Origin of the sequence: Klebsiella sp. PCX (assembly GCF_021869705.1) — a bacterium.
Classification (GTDB): Bacteria; Pseudomonadota; Gammaproteobacteria; order Enterobacterales; family Enterobacteriaceae; genus Klebsiella; species Klebsiella quasipneumoniae.
Map to the genome: position 1 here is coordinate 705,323 of NZ_CP091527.1, position 18,415 is coordinate 723,737.

General features: G+C 57.2%; 20 protein-coding genes and 3 tRNA genes. 14 read left to right on the forward strand and 9 right to left on the reverse strand.

Features of this window, described 5'->3' with window-relative positions; translation table 11 throughout:
- Positions 1–8 precede the first annotated feature (8 nt).
- From fhuF to GQR96_RS03290, 3 genes are all read right to left on the reverse strand, one after another.
- Complete coding sequence (gene fhuF, locus GQR96_RS03280; RefSeq protein WP_023319688.1) at positions 9–797, reverse strand: siderophore-iron reductase FhuF; 789 nt, start codon at positions 795–797, stop codon at positions 9–11.
- A gap of 106 nt (positions 798–903) precedes the next feature.
- Positions 904–1,950: a GGDEF domain-containing protein gene (locus GQR96_RS03285; protein WP_004886496.1), complete on the reverse strand. Its 1,047-nt coding sequence runs from the start codon at positions 1,948–1,950 to the stop codon at positions 904–906.
- Positions 1,951–1,973: 23 nt separating this feature from the next.
- Entirely contained in the window at positions 1,974–2,144 is a 171-nt protein-coding gene (locus GQR96_RS03290; RefSeq protein WP_072096669.1) for a hypothetical protein, read from the reverse strand.
- 70 nt (positions 2,145–2,214) lie between these two features.
- On the opposite strand from GQR96_RS03290, the gene GQR96_RS03295 reads away from it, so the two are divergent.
- On the forward strand, positions 2,215–2,454 hold the full coding sequence (locus tag GQR96_RS03295; protein ID WP_004886500.1) for a DUF1435 domain-containing protein: 240 nt from the start codon (positions 2,215–2,217) through the stop codon (positions 2,452–2,454).
- 21 nt (positions 2,455–2,475) lie between these two features.
- On the opposite strand, the gene GQR96_RS03300 is transcribed toward GQR96_RS03295, so the two are convergent.
- The 4 genes from GQR96_RS03300 to rsmC all read right to left on the reverse strand — a co-directional run bounded on the left by GQR96_RS03300 (position 2,476) and on the right by rsmC (position 3,994).
- Positions 2,476–2,562, reverse strand: a tRNA-Leu gene (locus tag GQR96_RS03300).
- Positions 2,563–2,592: 30 nt separating this feature from the next.
- A tRNA-Leu gene (locus tag GQR96_RS03305) sits at positions 2,593–2,679 on the reverse strand.
- A 28-nt stretch (positions 2,680–2,707) separates the two neighbouring features.
- Positions 2,708–2,794, reverse strand: a tRNA-Leu gene (locus GQR96_RS03310).
- 171 nt (positions 2,795–2,965) lie between these two features.
- The gene (gene rsmC / locus GQR96_RS03315; RefSeq protein ID WP_065878081.1) at positions 2,966–3,994 is read right to left on the reverse strand and encodes a 16S rRNA (guanine(1207)-N(2))-methyltransferase RsmC; all 1,029 of its coding nucleotides are present in this window, start codon (positions 3,992–3,994) and stop codon (positions 2,966–2,968) included.
- Positions 3,995–4,096: 102 nt separating this feature from the next.
- Here rsmC and GQR96_RS03320 point away from each other — a divergent pair, with 102 nt between their 5' ends.
- The 13 genes from GQR96_RS03320 (at position 4,097) to deoD (ending at position 16,579) form a co-directional block, all read left to right on the forward strand.
- Positions 4,097–4,510, forward strand: coding sequence for a DNA polymerase III subunit psi (locus tag GQR96_RS03320; protein WP_004886506.1), 414 nt, complete (start codon positions 4,097–4,099; stop codon positions 4,508–4,510).
- Positions 4,479–4,925 carry a ribosomal protein S18-alanine N-acetyltransferase gene (gene rimI / locus GQR96_RS03325; RefSeq protein ID WP_004886508.1) on the forward strand — a complete coding sequence of 149 codons (447 nt, stop codon included), beginning with the start codon at positions 4,479–4,481 and terminating at the stop codon, positions 4,923–4,925. Before GQR96_RS03320 ends, rimI begins: the two co-directional genes overlap by 32 nt.
- Before the next feature lie 14 nt (positions 4,926–4,939).
- Positions 4,940–5,617, forward strand: a complete 678-nt coding sequence (yjjG, locus tag GQR96_RS03330; RefSeq protein WP_004886511.1) for a pyrimidine 5'-nucleotidase — start codon at positions 4,940–4,942, stop codon at positions 5,615–5,617.
- Between the two features lie 90 nt (positions 5,618–5,707).
- Positions 5,708–7,297, forward strand: a complete 1,590-nt coding sequence (gene prfC / locus GQR96_RS03335) for a peptide chain release factor 3 (RefSeq protein WP_004886513.1) — start codon at positions 5,708–5,710, stop codon at positions 7,295–7,297.
- A gap of 219 nt (positions 7,298–7,516) precedes the next feature.
- A complete protein-coding gene (gene osmY / locus GQR96_RS03340; protein ID WP_017901234.1) occupies positions 7,517–8,137 on the forward strand; it encodes a molecular chaperone OsmY in 621 nt (206 codons plus the stop codon).
- Positions 8,138–8,266: 129 nt separating this feature from the next.
- Positions 8,267–8,428 carry a DUF1328 domain-containing protein gene (locus tag GQR96_RS03345; RefSeq protein WP_002887716.1) on the forward strand — a complete coding sequence of 54 codons (162 nt, stop codon included), beginning with the start codon at positions 8,267–8,269 and terminating at the stop codon, positions 8,426–8,428.
- Between the two features lie 153 nt (positions 8,429–8,581).
- Positions 8,582–9,655, forward strand: coding sequence for a patatin-like phospholipase family protein (locus GQR96_RS03350; RefSeq protein WP_004886521.1), 1,074 nt, complete (start codon positions 8,582–8,584; stop codon positions 9,653–9,655).
- Complete coding sequence (locus GQR96_RS03355; RefSeq protein WP_065878083.1) at positions 9,652–10,446, forward strand: metal-dependent hydrolase; 795 nt, start codon at positions 9,652–9,654, stop codon at positions 10,444–10,446. Before GQR96_RS03350 ends, GQR96_RS03355 begins: the two co-directional genes overlap by 4 nt.
- Before the next feature lie 129 nt (positions 10,447–10,575).
- A complete protein-coding gene (locus tag GQR96_RS03360) occupies positions 10,576–11,853 on the forward strand; it encodes a NupC/NupG family nucleoside CNT transporter (protein WP_017901232.1) in 1,278 nt (425 codons plus the stop codon).
- 415 nt (positions 11,854–12,268) lie between these two features.
- Positions 12,269–13,048 carry a deoxyribose-phosphate aldolase gene (deoC, locus tag GQR96_RS03365; RefSeq protein WP_004886530.1) on the forward strand — a complete coding sequence of 260 codons (780 nt, stop codon included), beginning with the start codon at positions 12,269–12,271 and terminating at the stop codon, positions 13,046–13,048.
- Between the two features lie 109 nt (positions 13,049–13,157).
- Positions 13,158–14,480: a thymidine phosphorylase gene (gene deoA / locus GQR96_RS03370; RefSeq protein WP_004886532.1), complete on the forward strand. Its 1,323-nt coding sequence runs from the start codon at positions 13,158–13,160 to the stop codon at positions 14,478–14,480.
- Between the two features lie 52 nt (positions 14,481–14,532).
- Positions 14,533–15,756 (forward strand): phosphopentomutase, encoded by a 1,224-nt coding sequence (deoB, locus tag GQR96_RS03375; RefSeq protein WP_004886536.1) that lies wholly within the window; start codon positions 14,533–14,535, stop codon positions 15,754–15,756.
- 103 nt (positions 15,757–15,859) lie between these two features.
- Positions 15,860–16,579 (forward strand): purine-nucleoside phosphorylase, encoded by a 720-nt coding sequence (deoD, locus tag GQR96_RS03380; protein WP_004886539.1) that lies wholly within the window; start codon positions 15,860–15,862, stop codon positions 16,577–16,579.
- Between the two features lie 89 nt (positions 16,580–16,668).
- On the opposite strand, the gene lplA is transcribed toward deoD, so the two are convergent.
- Together lplA and GQR96_RS03390 are read right to left on the reverse strand one after the other, a co-directional pair.
- A complete protein-coding gene (lplA, locus tag GQR96_RS03385; protein WP_004886541.1) occupies positions 16,669–17,685 on the reverse strand; it encodes a lipoate--protein ligase LplA in 1,017 nt (338 codons plus the stop codon).
- On the reverse strand, positions 17,685–18,332 hold the full coding sequence (locus tag GQR96_RS03390; RefSeq protein ID WP_017901229.1) for a YtjB family periplasmic protein: 648 nt from the start codon (positions 18,330–18,332) through the stop codon (positions 17,685–17,687). The genes lplA and GQR96_RS03390 overlap by 1 nt, the downstream gene beginning before the upstream one ends.
- Positions 18,333–18,415: the final 83 nt, after the last annotated feature.

The following is an 18,415-nucleotide window of genomic DNA, read 5'->3' on the forward strand; positions in this document are numbered from 1 at the left end:
ACAGGGCGTTATTTTAACGTGCAGTCGCCGCACTGTTGGACGTCCGGCAGGCGATAGCGCTGACAGCAGGTGCGTCGGACTAACTGCCCTTCACGCAGCACGACCGTTCGCCATAGTGGGTTATCCTGACCATCGGCGAGTTGTTTTTCAAAGAAACAGTGCTGGCGCAGGGCGGCAAGCTGCTCATCCCCCAGCAGCGCGCGCATTTCCCCAAGATACCAGTTAATCAGATAGCCTGTATTGCTCCAGATAAGTTTGCCATTGATTTCGCCCGTCGCTTCCAGCGCCTCAATAACCGGCTGCAGGGTGCGCGTCACCAGGGCATCCATCCGCGACAGCGGTGACAGTCTCTCGATGCCGGCATCACTATGGACATCAATCCAGAAACAGGCCGCCCGGCCGCTTTCGTGAAATTCGACGTGGAAATGTTCCGGCGCCAGGCTGAGACCCTGTGGTTCATTGAGCAACGCCAGCATCAGCGGCGGCACCAGCAGACCGATATACCATTGCGCCCAGAGCGAGAGCAGAGGTTTCTGTTCCCGTGTCAGCGTTGGCTGATGACGATAGATATGATCGGAATAAGTGGCCAACAGGGAGCGTAAGGCGGTGGGTTGCGACCACTCGGCGAGCGTCAACGCGTGACCGGGAGCGGATTCATCCAGGCGCAGGAAATCGAGCAGATGGGGGCGCAGGGTGGCGATTTTTTCCCGAATACTCTCCGCCAGGGCGCGCTCAGCCGTCGGCAAAGGGGCCCGCCAGATAAGTTCATCGCTGAGAGGAAGGGAACGCCAGGCCATTCGATTTCCAGATACAAATCTAAATGATAATGATTCCTGATATTAGTTGTTTGCAGGCGGCATGGCAAGAATTTTGTCGGCGCCACGATGCCGCAGCGCGCGCGGGTTAACTGGCCAAAATAATGTTGCGGCCTTTATTTTTAGCTTCATAGAGTGCGCCATCGGCTCGCGCCAGCGCTTGCTCAATATTGTCATCAATGAGCGGCGTCAGACCAATACTGATGGTCACGTTGGTGGCGACGCTCTCATTAAACATATGCGGGATTTTCAGGTCATAGACCCGCTGTCGAATTCGTTCGGCAGCCTGCCAGGCCGTTTCTTCGCTGCTATTGGTCAGCAGCACCATAAACTCCTCTCCACCAAAGCGGGCGACAATATCGCGCGAGCGTACGGCGTTACGAATGGCAGCAGAGACGCGAATGAGCGCCTGATCGCCCATCATATGACCGTAGTGATCGTTATAGGCTTTGAAATGATCGATATCGAGGAGCAGCACGAAGTGGTTATCGCCGTCCAGCGCCAGCAGGGTATCGAGGCGATTCTGCAGTCCGCGGCGATTATACAAACCGGTCAGGGGATCCAGCATACTGAGATCGTTGAGGGTGTTGCGTTCCTGCATCAGTTTATCCATTAATCCTTGTGTAAAGGCATCGCTGCGCTTCTGGATAATATTTTGCAGGGTAATACCGGCAATAGGCAGCATAAAACAGTAAGTCATGCGCAACCATTGTTCTCCCTCCGCCATTATCAGGCAGGCAAGGAAAGTCGGTAAAGAGTGGAGGGTAAAGGCAGTGATATTATTGGAAAAAGCGATGGTGCCGATAAACAGAATGCTTAATAGGGCGATCACCAGATAGTTAAAATGCGGCGGTGTCAATAGCATCGCCTTTGTCACTACGTGCCATGCCCATAGCATGCCAAATAACAACGAGATAGCGGAAATATTTATTTTCGATTGCGGCCATTTCCAGTGCCAGAGTAGCAGCAACCCGCTGCAGGCCACGATCAGGGCGCAGGGCAGCGTGAAACGAACTACCGTAAATAGGGGGGTGACCAGCGACAGAGAGGAAGAAATGAAATTAAGCAGTAAAAAAAGCCGTAAGGAATATTGATATTTTTGTGCGTAGTGTGCTCGCCAGGTTTGTGCAGTCATATCGGAAGAATCATTATTAGTCGTTAAATTTCAAAATGATGAAAGCCAAAAATGAAGAGTCTGATAACAATGTGCAAAAAAAGGTTATTTGCAAAATAAGAAAAATATTTAATATATATCGATAATCCGCTTAATTTATCACCTTCATGAATGTATGTCATTACCGCGAACGTAAAGAATAAGGCACAGAGCACTTTGCAAATGACAAATGATAAAAATTATCATATGATATTGGTTATCATTATCGTTGTGAGAGGTAAAACCATGCTGCTGCGAGCATTAGGAAGCGGTTGGGCAGTCGTCGTTCCCGGCGCGCTGATTGTCGCTCTCGGGTATGCCGGGGTGTCGGCTGACGTATGGCGGACGCTGGTCGCGGTGGGCATGCTGATGTCCGCGGTGATGATATGGCATCGTCAACTGCGCCATTTTATCCTGCTGCCATCGTGCGTTGCATTGATTGGTGGGATAATGCTGATGATGGTGGATATCAAGCTGAGAGGATAACGTCGGGAGAGGGAAGAATATTGGTGCGAGGGGGGGGACTTGAACCCCCACGTCCGTAAGGACACTAACACCTGAAGCTAGCGCGTCTACCAATTCCGCCACCTTCGCACAGTATTCTTTCTTTGGATATTGCCTCGTTGGTGCGAGGGGGGGGACTTGAACCCCCACGTCCGTAAGGACACTAACACCTGAAGCTAGCGCGTCTACCAATTCCGCCACCTTCGCCCAGTGCGAGCAATATCTTCGTGGATTATGGTGCGAGGGGGGGGACTTGAACCCCCACGTCCGTAAGGACACTAACACCTGAAGCTAGCGCGTCTACCAATTCCGCCACCTTCGCATACCATCGACACTATGAAAGTATCGTTACCACGGAGGCGCATTCTAGTGGTTTTCGGCGACACGTCAATAGTTAATTATGCAGGTTGTATCGATTGCTGCAAAAATGGGCGGATTTGCCCGCGGGAAGCGCCAGCGGCACCAGGAGCGGGCCGCCGGCGTGAAAAGACGATTATTTTTTCGCCTGACGGGTCATGATGGTGCGATAGACCTTAAAACGTCCGGTCTGGGCGATCACCTCATGGAAGCCGAACGTCTCATCCAGCACCTGCGGATACGGCAGGAAGGCGTTGGCGACAATGCGCAGCTCGCCGCCGCTGTTGAGATGGCGAACCGCGCCGCGGATCAGCGCCTGGGCGGCTTCGAGGCTGGTCTGCAGGCCGTCATGGAATGGCGGGTTGGAGATGATCATGTCGAAGCGACCATTGACCTCGGAGAAGACGTTGCTGGCAAACACATCGCCAGCCAGGCCGTTGGCGGCAAGCGTCGCGCGGCTGGCTTCAACCGCCGGGGCGCTGACGTCGCACAGGGTGAGGCGCACTTTCGGCGAATGGCTGGCCAGCGCGGCGGCCAGCACACCCGCGCCGCAGCCGACGTCCAGCACTTTCCCTTTGGTATGCGGCTCGAGGGTGGAGAGCAGCAGCTGGCTGCCGACGTCCAGACCGTCGCGGCTGAAGACGCCCGGTAGGGTTTTAATCGTCAGATTATCCAGTGTGTATTCGCCCCAGAAAGCTTCGGCGTCGAAGGCGGGCTGCTTTTCCAGACGGCCATGATAGAGGCCACAGCGGCGAGCGCTATCCACTTTGTTTAATGGCGCGTATTCAGTCAGCATCTGCTCCGCGCTGCGGACGCCGCTGCGGTTTTCACCGACGACGAAAATGTCGCTTCCCACCGGCAGCAGAGAGAGCAGGTTCATCAGCTGGAACTGCGCCTCTGGTTTGTTCTTTGGCCAGTAGTAGATCAGGGTGTCGCACTCGGCGACGTCAGCCGCCTCAGCCACTAAGCTAAAACGGACGGTGTCACCCATCTGGCGGCTGAGGACCTGCCAGTGGTGGAACTGCTGGGTGTGGGCGCGGCTGGCCGCGGTATCCAGACGCGCAGGCAGGTCATCCTGCAGGTCACCGGCAAACAGAACGCGGGCGGACTCGAAATCATCACTGTGGCGCAGCAAGACTTCACTTGCCGGGGTAAAAGCGGACATGAAACACTCCTTCATTAAGACTGGCGCCGATTATAGTAGTTTGTTGGCGCAGATACGACGGATTTGCTATATTGCGCGCTTGTTTAACAGGAGTGTTTCGCTATGACATCCCGACGAGACTGGCAACTACAGCAGCTGGGCATTACCCAGTGGTCGCTGCGCCGACCGGGGGCGTTACAGGGCGAAATCGCTATCTCGCTTCCTGAACATATTCGTTTGGTGATGGTGGCGGAAACCCCGCCGTCGCTGACAGAGCCGCTGATTGGCGACGTATTGCGCGCGCTGGCCGTAACGCCAGATCAGGTCCTGCAGCTGACCCCGGAGCGGGTGGCGATGCTGCCGCAGGACAGCCGCTGTAACAGCTGGCGGTTGGGCACAGAGGCGTCGCTGCCGCTGGCGGGCGCCCAGGTGTCCACCCCCGCTTTTGATGAACTCCAGACCAGCGCGCCGGCTCGCAGGGCGCTCTGGCAACAAATCTGCGCACATGAACACGATTTCTACCCTCAGCACGGCTGATTTAACCCGAGCCTGGCAAATCGAAACCCGCGCCCACGCTTTCCCGTGGAGCGAACAGACCCTGGCCAGTAACCAGGGGGAACGCTATCGCAACTATCAGCTGTCGGTGGATGGCGAAATGGCGGCTTTCGCCATTACGCAAGTGGTGCTGGATGAGGCGACGCTGTTCAATATCGCTGTCGATCCCGCTTACCAGCGCCGTGGCCTGGGGCGAGCGCTGCTGGAACATGTCATTGATGAAGTCGAAAAGCTCGGCGTCGTCACGCTATGGCTGGAGGTGCGCGCCTCCAACGTTGCCGCCCTCGCGCTGTATGAAAGCTTAGGCTTCAATGAAGCGACGATTCGCCGCAACTACTACCCGACGGCCGACGGGCGCGAAGACGCCATTGTTATGGCTCTGCCAATCAGTATGTAAGACAAGGTGATACGATGAAATGGGACTGGATTTTCTTTGATGCCGATGAAACGCTGTTTACGTTTGATTCTTTCAGCGGCTTACAGCGGATGTTTCTCGACTACAGCGTGACCTTTACCGCCGAAGATTTTCAGGACTATCAGGCCGTGAATAAGCCGCTATGGGTGGATTACCAAAACGGCGCCATCACCTCGCTGCAGCTGCAGCACCAGCGTTTTGACAACTGGGCGCAACGTTTGAATGTGCCGCCGGGGGAGCTCAACGACGCGTTTATGAATGCGATGGCGGAAATCTGTGCGCCGCTGCCGGGTGCGGTCTCTCTGCTCAACGCGCTGCAGGGCAAGGTCAAAATGGGCATCATCACCAACGGCTTTACCTCGCTGCAGCAGACTCGTCTGGAGCGGACCGGTTTACGCGATCACTTTGATTTGCTAATTATTTCTGAAGAAGTGGGCGTCGCTAAACCGGACGCGCGCATTTTCGATTACGCGCTGGCGAAGGCGGGTAACCCACCGCGCTCGCGGGTGCTGATGGTCGGCGATACCGCCGAGTCGGATATTCGCGGCGGCGTGAACGCCGGACTGGCGACCTGCTGGCTCAATGCGCATCAGCGCGAGCTGCCGGCGGACCTCGAGCCGGACTGGACGGTGACCTCGTTAAGCGAACTGGAGCAGCTCCTGTGTAAACACTGATTGCCTCCCCCCCGTTGATGGGTAAAATAGCCGCAATTTTTCGTATTCCACATGCGTGGCCCATGGCCGCGTTTACTTAGAAGATTAATTATGACGTTGTCTCCTTATCTGCAAGAGGTGGCCAAACGCCGCACTTTTGCCATTATCTCTCACCCGGATGCCGGTAAGACCACCATCACCGAAAAGGTGCTGCTGTTCGGACAGGCGATTCAGACCGCCGGTACCGTAAAAGGCCGTGGCTCCAGCCAGCACGCGAAATCCGACTGGATGGAGATGGAAAAGCAGCGTGGTATTTCGATCACCACCTCGGTAATGCAGTTCCCGTATCATGACTGTCTGGTGAACCTGCTGGATACCCCGGGGCACGAAGACTTCTCCGAAGATACCTACCGTACCCTGACGGCGGTGGACTGCTGCCTGATGGTGATTGACGCGGCAAAAGGCGTCGAAGATCGGACCCGTAAGCTGATGGAAGTCACCCGTCTGCGCGATACGCCGATCCTCACTTTTATGAACAAACTCGACCGTGATATCCGCGATCCGATGGAGCTGCTGGATGAAGTCGAGAACGAGCTGAAAATTGGCTGCGCGCCGATTACCTGGCCTATCGGCTGCGGTAAGTTGTTCAAGGGCGTCTATCATCTCTACAAAGATGAAACCTACCTGTATCAGACCGGTAAAGGCCATACCATCCAGGAAGTGCGCATCGTGAAGGGGCTCAACAACCCGGATCTTGACGCGGCGGTGGGGGAAGATCTCGCGCAGCAGCTGCGTGACGAGCTGGAGCTGGTGCAGGGCGCGTCGAACGAGTTCGATAAAGATCTGTTCCTGGCCGGGGAAATCACCCCAGTGTTCTTCGGGACCGCATTAGGTAACTTCGGCGTTGACCATATGCTGGATGGCCTGGTGGAGTGGGCGCCGGCGCCGATGCCGCGTAACACCGACACCCGTGAAGTCAACGCCACGGAAGAGAAGTTCACTGGCTTCGTGTTTAAAATTCAGGCCAATATGGACCCGAAACACCGCGACCGCGTGGCTTTCATGCGCGTGGTGTCCGGTAAATATGAGAAAGGCATGAAGCTGCGTCAGGTGCGCATCGGTAAAGACGTGGTGATCTCCGACGCGCTGACCTTTATGGCCGGCGACCGTTCACACGTCGAGGAAGCCTATCCTGGGGATATTATCGGCCTGCATAACCACGGCACCATTCAGATTGGCGATACCTTCACCCAGGGCGAGATGATGAAGTTCACCGGTATTCCGAACTTCGCACCGGAACTGTTCCGTCGTATTCGCCTGAAGGATCCGCTGAAGCAGAAACAGCTGCTGAAAGGGCTGGTTCAGCTCTCTGAAGAGGGCGCGGTGCAGGTCTTCCGTCCGATCGCCAATAACGATCTGATCGTCGGCGCCGTGGGGGTGCTGCAGTTTGACGTCGTCGTGGCGCGCCTGAAAAGCGAATACAACGTGGAAGCGATTTACGAATCGGTCAACGTGGCCACCGCGCGCTGGGTTGAATCCACTGACGTGAAGAAATTCGAAGAGTTCAAGCGTAAAAACGAAGTTCAGCTGGCACTGGATGGCGGCGATAACCTGACCTACATCGCTCCGACGATGGTCAACCTGAACCTGACGCAGGAGCGTTATCCTGACGTGGTGTTCCGCAAAACGCGCGAGCACTAATCCCTGACGAAGCGCGGCGCAGGCCGCGCTTTTTTCTTCTTCTGCCCGCGCTTCCTTCCTTCTGGAAAGTTCTTAAAACGCCGCTAATTCGTCTGTTTTTTATCCATATCCTCCGCAACCCCTTCGCCTGTCTACTATATTTAATTCGTGTTTTTAAAAATGCTGGCGTAATTCACTGCGATAAGACGCCAGCGCTGGTGAAAAAACGAGGACATCACGATGACCAGACTAAAGAATGCCAATATGTTGCTGGCGCTCTTCTTAGGCTTAGCCGCGTTGAACGCCTCGGCAGAGACGGAAAAAACAACGGTAGACAGTGCGAAGTCAGCTGCCAGCAATGCGGGAGAGGCGGTAGACAATTCGATTAATAAAGTCGGCGATTTTATGGACGACAGCACCATTACCGCGCGGGTAAAGGCGGCGTTGATCGACCATAAGGATATTAACTCCGGCGATATTTCGGTGAAAACGGAAAACAAAGTGGTCACCCTCAGCGGCGACGTCACCAGTGCTGAACAGAAAAGTCAGGCGCTGAGCGTGGCAAAAGCGGTCGAAGGCGTCTCTCAGGTTAACGACAAACTGACGGTGCAGCACAAATCGTCGAGCGAGACGGCGACGCTGAAAGGCTATGCCGGGGATACCGCTATTACCAGCGAAGTGAAAGCCAAGCTGCTGGCGGATGACATTGTCCCTTCGCGCAATGTGAAAGTAGAAACTAACGCCGGCGCCGTGCATCTGACCGGTACGGTGGCTTCCGCTGCGCAGGCTGAGCGCGCCGCAGAGATTGCGAAAGCGGTCTCCGGTGTGAAAAGCGTCCGCAACGATCTTAGCGTGAAGTAAATCGAGTTATTAACAAAAGTGTTGTCTGGCCAAGGTTGCCGAACGAATAGCAGCATCCACTGAGCGATGAGCTAGACAGAAAGGGTGCGCAAACCGCTGTTCACCGTCCATTATGGTAAGGAGAAAAGTATGTTTCGATGGGGAATTATTTTTCTGGTCATTGCATTAATTGCTGCGGCCCTGGGCTTCGGTGGTCTGGCGGGTACTGCCGCTGGCGCCGCGAAAATCGTCTTTGTCGTCGGGATTATCCTGTTCCTGGTGAGCCTGTTTACTGGACGCAGACGTCCTTAGGTGGCCCGCGATGCGGGCGATGCTGAAGCCTGAGCATTTTTACTGACACGTCGTCTTACACAAAGCCAGTCCTGCGGACTGGCTTTCGCGGTTTAAGCGGCGGGCAAATTGCGTTACCTTGTCAGGAGAAGACCAATCGAACAGGAAAGCAGGGTGGGGCAACGCATTCCCGTCACGCTGGGCAATATCGCCCCGCTGGCGGTTAAACCCTTCCGACCAGGCAAGCTGGCGCTGGTGTGTGAAGGCGGGGGACAGCGAGGGATTTTCACCGCCGGGGTTCTGGACGAATTCATGCGCGCCGGATTTAACCCCTTTGACCTGATGCTGGGGACTTCCGCGGGGGCGCAAAACCTCTCCGCCTACATGTGTAATCAGCAAGGCTATGCCCGCAAAGTCATCACCCGCTACACCACCTCACGCCAGTTTTTCGATCCGATGCGCTTTGTGCGCGGCGGCAACCTTATCGATCTCGACTGGCTGGTCGAGGCCACCTCGCAGCAGATGCCGCTGGCCATGAACTATGCTGAAACGCAGTTCGCGCAGGGAAAAGAGCTGTGGATGTGCGCCTGTCGCGGCGACGATTACTCCGCCAGCTATTTTTCACCAACGCCGCAAACCTGGCTGGATCTGATCCGCGCCTCCAGCGCCATCCCTGGATTTTATCGCAGCGGCGTATTGCTTGACGGCGTCAGCTACCTTGACGGCGGCGTCAGCGATGCGATCCCGGTTCAGGAGGCGGCCCGCCGCGGCGCTCAGACCATCGTGGTGATCCGCACCGTCCCCTCGCAGATGTTTTATACCCCGGAGTGGTTTAAGCGGATGGAGCGCTGGCTGGGGGAGAGCAGCCTGCAGCCGCTGGTCAATCTGGTGCATCACCACGAAACCACCTATCGCGCCATCCAGCAGTTCATCGAGAAACCGCCCGGTAAGCTGCGGATCTTCGAAATCTATCCCCAGCGGCCGCTGCGCAGCATGGCGCTTGGCAGCCGACTGCCGGCGCTGCTGGAGGACTACAAAACCGGACGCCAGTGCGGCCGTTATTTCCTGGCCACCGTGGGTAAACTGCTGGCCGACCGGCCGCCGCTGTTGCGCCACGCGCCGCGTGTTGCCCGGCCCTCGCCGGTGGTGGTGCCGCCGGTGCCGGTGGCCAATGAAGCGCCGCAGGCGACCATCATCGCTGCGCCGCAGGCCAATGACGCAAGCTTTAATCATGAGGATCTGGCGTGACGCACCGTTTTATCGATACCCACTGCCACTTCGATTTTCCCCCCTTCGCGGAAGATGAGGTCGCCAGCCTGGCGCGTGCGGCGCAGGCCGGCGTCGGACGAATTATCGTTCCGGCCATCTCCGCTGAGCGTTTTAGCCGCGTGCTGGCGCTGGCGGCGCAGCACGCGGCGCTGTATGCCGCGCTGGGCCTGCATCCGATTGTCATTGAGCAGCATACCGATGAGGGGCTGGCGCAACTGGAGGCGTCGCTGGCGCAGCGCCCGCCAAAACTGGTGGCGGTGGGGGAGATTGGTCTCGATCTCTATCGCGACGAGCCGCAGTTCGATCGTCAGCAGGCGCTGCTGGAAGCGCAGCTGCGTCTGGCGAAGCGTTACGATCTGCCGGTGATTCTCCACTCCCGACGCACCCACGATAAGCTGGCGATGCTGCTGAAAAAACATGCCCTGCCGCGTACCGGGGTGGTACATGGCTTCGCCGGCAGTCTGCAGCAGGCCGAGCGCTTTGTGCAGCTTGGCTATAAGATCGGCGTTGGCGGCACCATTACCTATCCCCGCGCCAGCAAAACCCGCGAGGTGATGGCGCGTCTGCCGCTTTCAGCCCTGCTGCTGGAGACCGATGCCCCGGATATGCCGCTCAATGGCTTTCAGGGACTGCCCAATCGCCCGGAGCAAGCTGCGCGGGTATTTGAGGCCCTGTGCGAACTGCGCCCTGAGCCTCCGGCAGCTATAGCCGAAGGGATAATGCGCAACACACTCGCCTTGTTTTCCTTACCCTCAGCCACTGTATGGTGATCGAATTCTCATAATTGTCCATCCATATCATTGATTTGCTTAAAATGTGTGAAGCCAGGCGGGCAGGATAGTTTCGGGCCGATATAATCACGCCGTTAGTGCTGGACTATCAAAACACAGGGAATCTGTATGCAAATCCTCATGGGACTTATCGGCATGGTGGCGCTGTTGGCCATTGCTGTGCTGCTCTCCAATAATCGAAAAGCCATTAACCTGCGTACCGTGCTCGGCGCCTGGATAATCCAGGTGGGTATCGGCGCGTTAATATTGTATGTACCGGCCGGGCGCTCGGCGCTGTTAGCGATGTCGAACGGCGTCGCCAGCGTTATTGCCTACGGCAATGAAGGGATTAGTTTCATCTTCGGCGGGCTGGTTTCCGATAAAATGTTCGAGGTATTTGGCGGCGGCGGCTTCGTCTTTGCCCTGCGCGTGCTGCCGGTGATCGTTTTCTTCTCGTCGCTGATTGCCGTGCTTTACTACCTGGGCATTATGCAGCTGGTCATTCGCATTCTCGGCGGCGCGCTGCGGGCGGTTCTGAAGACCTCGCGTACCGAGTCGCTGTCGGCCACGGCGAACATCTTCGTTGGTCAGACCGAAGCGCCGCTGGTGGTGCGTCCTTATATCGCCACCATGACCCGCTCGGAGCTGTTTGCGGTCATGTGCGGCGGCCTGGCCTCGGTGGCGGGTTCCGTGCTGGCGGGCTATGCGCAGATGGGCGTTCCGCTGGAGTACCTGATTGCCGCGTCGTTTATGGCGGCGCCGGGTGGACTGCTGTTTGCCAAAATTATCGTACCGGAAACGGAGAAACCGGACGATAACCCAGCTCATGACCGCCAGAGCGCGGATGCGGATAAACCGGCCAACGTGCTGGACGCCGCCGCCTCCGGCGCCGCGTCTGGTATGCAGCTGGCGCTCAACGTCGGCGCGATGCTGCTGGCGTTTATTGCGCTGATCGCTCTGCTGAACGGCATTCTGTCCGGCGTCGGCGGCTGGTTTAACCATCCGGAGCTGTCGCTGCAGATGATCCTCGGCTGGGTCTTCTCACCGCTGGCGTGGGTGATCGGCGTGCCGTGGCACGAAGCGACGGTAGCGGGGTCGTTTATCGGCCAGAAGCTGATCATTAACGAGTTCGTGGCCTATATGAACTTTGGCGAGTATCTGAAGGCGGACGCTGAGGTGGCGGCGGCCGGGCTGCAGGTCATTTCAGATCACACCAAAGCCATTATCTCTTTCGCGCTATGCGGATTCGCCAATCTGTCATCGATCGCCATCCTGATTGGCGGCCTCGGGGGGATGGCACCCAACCGGCGTCAGGATATCGCCCAGCTTGGGCTGCGTGCGGTGGCGGCGGGGACGCTGTCTAACCTGATGAGCGCCACCATCGCCGGGGTTTTCCTCGCCCTCTAAACCTGTTACCTGAACCAGCGGCCGTCGCGTCGCTGGTTTTATTGAGTTTGTGAAAATTCCATCATTTCTGGTTTTCTGAAAAACCATTTACATTTCAAATGATAATCATTTTATTACCGGCAGTGCGGACAAAATGTGCGCCACGTTGTCGAGTGGCGCTGTTATTATGTGTTATAATTGTCACATCCCCATTGGTTGCAGAGTTTTGATTATGCTTAAGAGGGGCGTGATGATAATTGTCGCGGTATGCACCGATGTTTCGTGATTAAAATCACATTACAGTAATGCAAATTAGTAAGTAGTTTTCATTAACTGTGATGAATGTCGAAGTGTAACAGCGAGTGAATGTTACAATAGTAACAGACTCGCAAGGTGAACAAACTATTGAACCGGCACTGCGCCGGCGGAGTATGAAATGACTGATTTAAAAGCAAGCAGCCTGCGCGCGTTAAAACTGATGGACCTGACCACCCTGAACGACGACGACACCAATGAGAAGGTGATTGCCCTGTGTCATCAGGCGAAAACCCCGGTGGGTAACACCGCGGCGGTCTGTATCTATCCGCGCTTCATCCCGATTGCCCGTAAGACGCTGAACGAGCAGGGAACGCCGGATATCCGCATCGCCACGGTCACCAACTTCCCGCACGGTAATGACGATATCGACATTGCTCTGGCGGAAACCCGCGCGGCGATCGCTTACGGTGCTGATGAAGTGGACGTGGTTTTCCCGTACCGCGCGCTGATTGCCGGTAACGAACAGGTCGGCTTCGAGCTGGTGAAAGCCTGTAAAGAGGCCTGCGCGGCGGCCAACGTGCTGCTGAAAGTGATCATCGAAACCGGTGAGCTGAAAGAAGAAGCGCTGATCCGTAAAGCGTCTGAAATCTCTATCAAAGCCGGGGCCGATTTCATCAAAACCTCGACCGGTAAAGTGCCGGTGAATGCCACGCCGGAAAGCGCGCGCATCATGATGGAAGTCATTCGTGATATGGGCGTTGAGAAAACCGTTGGCTTCAAACCGGCGGGCGGCGTGCGCAGCGCGGAAGATGCGCAGCAGTTCCTGGCGATCGCCGATGAGCTGTTTGGCGCCGACTGGGCCGATGCTCGTCACTACCGCTTTGGCGCCTCCAGCCTGCTGGCCAGCCTGTTGAAAGCCCTGGGTCACGGCGACGGCAAGAGCGCCAGCAGCTACTGATTGTCAGACATTGCCGGATGAGGCTTCACTTATCCGGCCTACAGGATCGTAGGGCGGGTAAGCGTAGCGCCACCCGCCACCATTCACCCGATTCCTCATGGGGGTTACCGTGTTTCTCGCACAAGAAATTATTCGTAAAAAACGTGATGGTCAGGCATTAAGCGATGAAGAGATCCGCTTTTTCATCAACGGCATCCGCGACAATACTATCTCAGAAGGGCAGATCGCCGCGCTGGCGATGACCATCTTCTTCCATGATATGTCTATGCCGGAGCGCGTTTCGCTGACCATGGCGATGCGGGATTCCGGTACCGTTCTGGACTGGAAAAGCCTCAACCTTAACGGCCCCATCGTCGATAAACACTCCACCGGCGGCGTCGGGGATGTCACTTCGCTGATGCTGGGGCCGATGGTGGCCGCCTGCGGCGGCTATGTGCCGATGATTTCCGGCCGCGGCCTCGGCCATACCGGCGGTACCCTGGATAAACTGGAAGCCATCCCGGGCTTCGATATCTTCCCGGACGACAACCGCTTCCGCGAGATTATTAAAGATGTCGGCGTGGCGATTATCGGGCAGACCAGCTCCCTCGCTCCGGCGGACAAACGTTTCTATGCCACCCGCGATATTACCGCGACGGTGGACTCCATCCCGCTGATCACCGCCTCGATCCTAGCCAAAAAGCTGGCGGAAGGGCTGGATGCGCTGGTGATGGACGTTAAAGTCGGCAGCGGCGCGTTTATGCCGACTTATGAGCTTTCCGCCGCGCTGGCGGAAGCGATCGTCGGGGTCGCCAACGGCGCCGGCGTGCGCACCACCGCGCTGCTGACCGATATGAACCAGGTGCTGGCCTCCAGCGCCGGGAACGCCGTTGAAGTTCGCGAAGCGGTTCAGTTCCTGACCGGCGAATACCGCAACCCACGCCTGTTCGACGTGACGATGGCGCTGTGTGTGGAGATGCTGATTTCCGGCAATCTGGCGAAAGATGACGCCGAAGCCCGGGCGAAACTGCAGGCGGTGCTGGATAACGGTAAAGCAGCGGAAGTCTTTGGTCGCATGGTCGCGGCGCAGAAAGGACCGAGCGACTTTGTCGAGAATTATGATCATTATCTGCCGACGGCGATGCTGAGCAAAGCAGTCTATGCTGATACCGAAGGTTTTATCAGCGCGATGGACACTCGCGCGCTGGGCATGGCAGTGGTTTCTATGGGCGGCGGCCGCCGTCAGGCATCAGACACCATTGACTATAGCGTTGGCTTTACCGAGATGGCGCGTCTGGGTGACCGCGTGGACGGACAGCGTCCGCTGGCGGTGATCCATGCCAAAGACGAGAACAGCTGGCAGGAGGCCGCGAAAGCGGTCAAAGCGGCCATTAAACTGGACGATAAAGCTCCGGAAATTACACCGACAGTCTATCGCCGTATCACTGAATAGCGATATACTGATCTGATCGCTTTTTTGCAGCGCAAGATGTATGGAGAACAAGATGAAACGTGCATTTATCATGGTGCTGGACTCCTTTGGGATTGGCGCAACGGAAGACGCAGACCGCTTTGGCGACGTCGGCGCCGATACGCTGGGCCACATTGCGGAAGCCTGCGCCAAAGGCGAAGCTGACCACGGCCGCAAAGGCCCGCTGAATTTACCGAACCTGACCCGTCTGGGGCTGGTGAAAGCGCATGAAGGCTCCACCGGTAAAATTGCCGCCGGAATGGATGGCAATGCCGAAGTGATTGGCGCCTATGCCTGGGCGCATGAACTCTCTTCTGGTAAAGATACGCCGTCCGGCCACTGGGAAATCGCTGGCGTGCCGGTACTGTTTGACTGGGGCTACTTCAGCGATCACGAAAACAGCTTCCCGCAGGAGCTGCTGGATAAGCTGGTGAAACGCGCCAACCTGCCGGGCTACCTCGGCAATTGCCACTCTTCCGGGACGGTGATCCTCGATCAGCTCGGCGAAGAGCATATGAAAACCGGTAAACCGATTTTCTATACCTCCGCTGACTCCGTATTCCAGATCGCCTGTCATGAAGAGACCTTTGGCCTCGACAAACTGTATGAGCTGTGCGAAATCGCCCGTGAAGAGCTGACCGAAGGCGGCTACAACATTGGCCGCGTCATCGCCCGTCCGTTTATCGGCGATAAAGCCGGCAACTTCCAGCGTACTGGCAACCGTCACGATCTGGCGGTCGAACCGCCGGCGCCGACCGTGCTGCAGAAGCTGGTTGACGAGAAGAACGGCCACGTGGTGTCTGTCGGTAAGATAGCGGATATCTACGCCAACTGCGGCATCACCAAAAAAGTGAAAGCCACCGGGCTGGACGCGCTGTTCGACGCAACCATTAAAGAGATGAAGGAAGCTGGCGACGAGACTATCGTCTTCACCAACTTCGTCGACTTTGACTCCTCCTGGGGCCACCGTCGCGATGTCGCCGGCTACGCGGCGGGTCTGGAACTGTTCGACCGTCGTCTGCCGGAGCTGATGGAGCTGGTAGGGGAAGACGACATTCTGATCCTCACCGCCGACCACGGCTGCGACCCGACCTGGACCGGTACCGACCACACCCGCGAGCATATTCCGGTGCTGGTGTACGGCCCGAAAGTGAAACCAGGTTCGCTCGGTCACCGTGAAACCTTCGCGGACATCGGCCAGACTATCGCGAAATACTTTGGTACGTCTGACATGGAATATGGCAAAGCCATGTTCTGAGGTCATTGCCCGGTGGCGCACAGCGATCCGGGCCTACTATTTTGTAGGCCGGGTAAGGCGTAGCCGCCACCCGGCAAAAACAACAATATAAAAGGAACTGAAGATGGCAACTCCTCACATTAACGCAGAAATGGGCGATTTCGCTGACGTAGTTTTGATGCCGGGCGACCCGCTGCGCGCCAAGCACATTGCCGAAACCTTCCTCGAAGACGTGCGTGAAGTGAATAACGTGCGCGGCATGCTGGGCTTCACCGGCACCTATAAAGGCCGCAAAATCTCCGTAATGGGCCACGGGATGGGTATCCCGTCCTGCTCTATCTACACCAAAGAGCTGATCACCGATTTCGGCGTTAAGAAAATCATCCGCGTTGGCTCCTGCGGCGCAGTGCGCGAAGACGTCAAACTGCGCGACGTGGTGATCGGCATGGGCGCTTGCACCGACTCCAAAGTGAACCGTCTGCGTTTTAAAGACCATGACTTCGCGGCGATTGCCGATTTCGGCATGGTGCGTAACGCGGTAGACGCGGCGAAAGCGTTGGGCGTTGACGCGCGCGTCGGCAACATCTTCTCCGCAGACCTGTTCTATACCCCGGACCCGTCCATGTTCGACGTGATGGAAAAATACGGCATCCTGGGCGTGGAAATGGAAGCGGCGGGTATCTACGGCGTGGCGGCGGAGTTCGGGGCGAAAGCGCTGACCATCTGCACCGTGTCTGACCATATTCGTACCCACGAGCAGACCACTGCCGCGGAGCGTCAGACCACGTTCAACGACATGATTAAAATCGCGCTGGAATCGGTACTGCTGGGCGACCAGGAGTAAGCGTGGTATAGCCCGGTGGCGCTTTGTTTACCGGGCTTGAGTCAAATCTGTAGGCCGGATAAGGCGTAGCCGCCATCCGGCTTTTTTTATCAGCGCACCGCGCCGGCAATCCATGCCGACAGTTCTTTCAGTTCCGCTTTCTGCTCCGGGAAATCGCCGACCAGCGCCTCACACTGCTGCTGCAAAACCTCAGCCCGATACTGACAGCCGACTAAGCGTGCCGCCAGCGCCTCCAGCGGCGCCGGATTCAGGCTATCGGTAAAGGCCTGCGCGCGGGTGATATGGCCTTTCTCAACGTCAAAATGCAGCTCGACGCCGCCCCAGGGGAAGCGCTCGTCCAGCAGGTGGGAAAAGGCGGGCGCCTGGCCGAAGTTCCATTCCCAGCTGCTCTGGCGAGCGAAAGTGTCGGCAAAGTTCGGCAGGTCCGGCGTGTTGTCCGGGGAGATCACCTCGGCGTCTACCCGTTCGCCGTAATGGCTGAAGAACGCCTCCTGGATCGCCTCGCAAACTTGCTGATGGGTAATGCCCGGCAGTAGCTCAACCAGATTCGCCACTCGCCCGCGCACCGAGGTAATGCCTTTAGCCTGCAGCTTTTTCTGGTCCGGGTTGAGGTAGTTGGCAAGACGGCTTAAATCGGCGTTGAGCAGCAGGGTGCCGTGGTGAAAACCGCGGTCCATGGTTTCACGATAGGCGGAGCCGGAGACTTTGCGGTCGCCGCTGTCGGTTTTGACCACCAGATCGTTGCGCCCGGAGGCTTCGGCGGTTACGCCGAGTGAATTGAGCGCCGCCAGCACAATAGCGGTGGAGACGGTTTTGTCGTACTCCGGTTTGCCAGCCATAAAGGTAAAGCAGGTATTGCCGAGGTCGTGGAACACCGCGCCGCCGCCGCTGCTGCGACGGGCCAGCCGCACATGATCTTCTTCCATTCGGCGGGTATTACACTCCTTCCACGGGTTCTGCGCGCGGCCGATGACCACGGTATCGGCATTGCGCCACAGGAACAGCACCCGCTGGGTGGCGGGCATCTGGCGGAAGATGCACTCCTCGACCGCCAGGTTGAACCACGGGTCGTAAGAGTCAGAAAGCAGGAGGCGCAGTGTGGACATTATAGATTTCCTTTCTTTTCATCGTCTTCATCCTCAACCGGCTTGTTGGCGGTGAGCAGGAAGGGCGATTGCTGCCAGCGGGTGCGTTTGCCCTGCAGCAGCGTGCGGGTCAGTACCACGCCGATGGCCAGGGACAGCAACAGCATCAGGCGTAAGATATTGGTGGTATTATCCACCTGCTTCGCCTCGGTCGCCAGAGTATGGGTATCGAGGGTCAGACGCAGATAGCCCAGCGGGCCATTTTTTCCCGGCACCGGTTCGACAATCTGCTGGTTGAAGTAGCCGCCGGCTTTCTTACCATCCAGCGCCAGCCGGTCGCGAACCTCGACGCTTTCGCCAGAGCGCGCCACCAGGTCGCCCTGTTCGTCATATACCCCGGCGTCAAGTACGCGGCTGTTGTGGGTGAGCTGCGTCAACAGCTGATGGATGCGCTTCTCGTCCGGCGTCTCGCTGCGCATCAGCGGCGCGAGATTCAGCACCACCTGCTGCGCCAGCGTGCGGGCCAGCTCTTCCAGCTGCGGATTGCGTTGTTTCTGACTGTTCTGACTGAACCACGAGGCGCCCTGCATCAGCGCGACGAGCAGGGCGAGACAGATAAGGACAATGACCGCACGATGCAGCCGGAATTTCAGTTTTGCGCGAACCATATTCCACCTTTGAAAATTTGCAGCTTAATGTTGCCAGAAGCGCTGGTTACAAGGTAGCCTCATGCGTTATTTTCCTCGCCTGA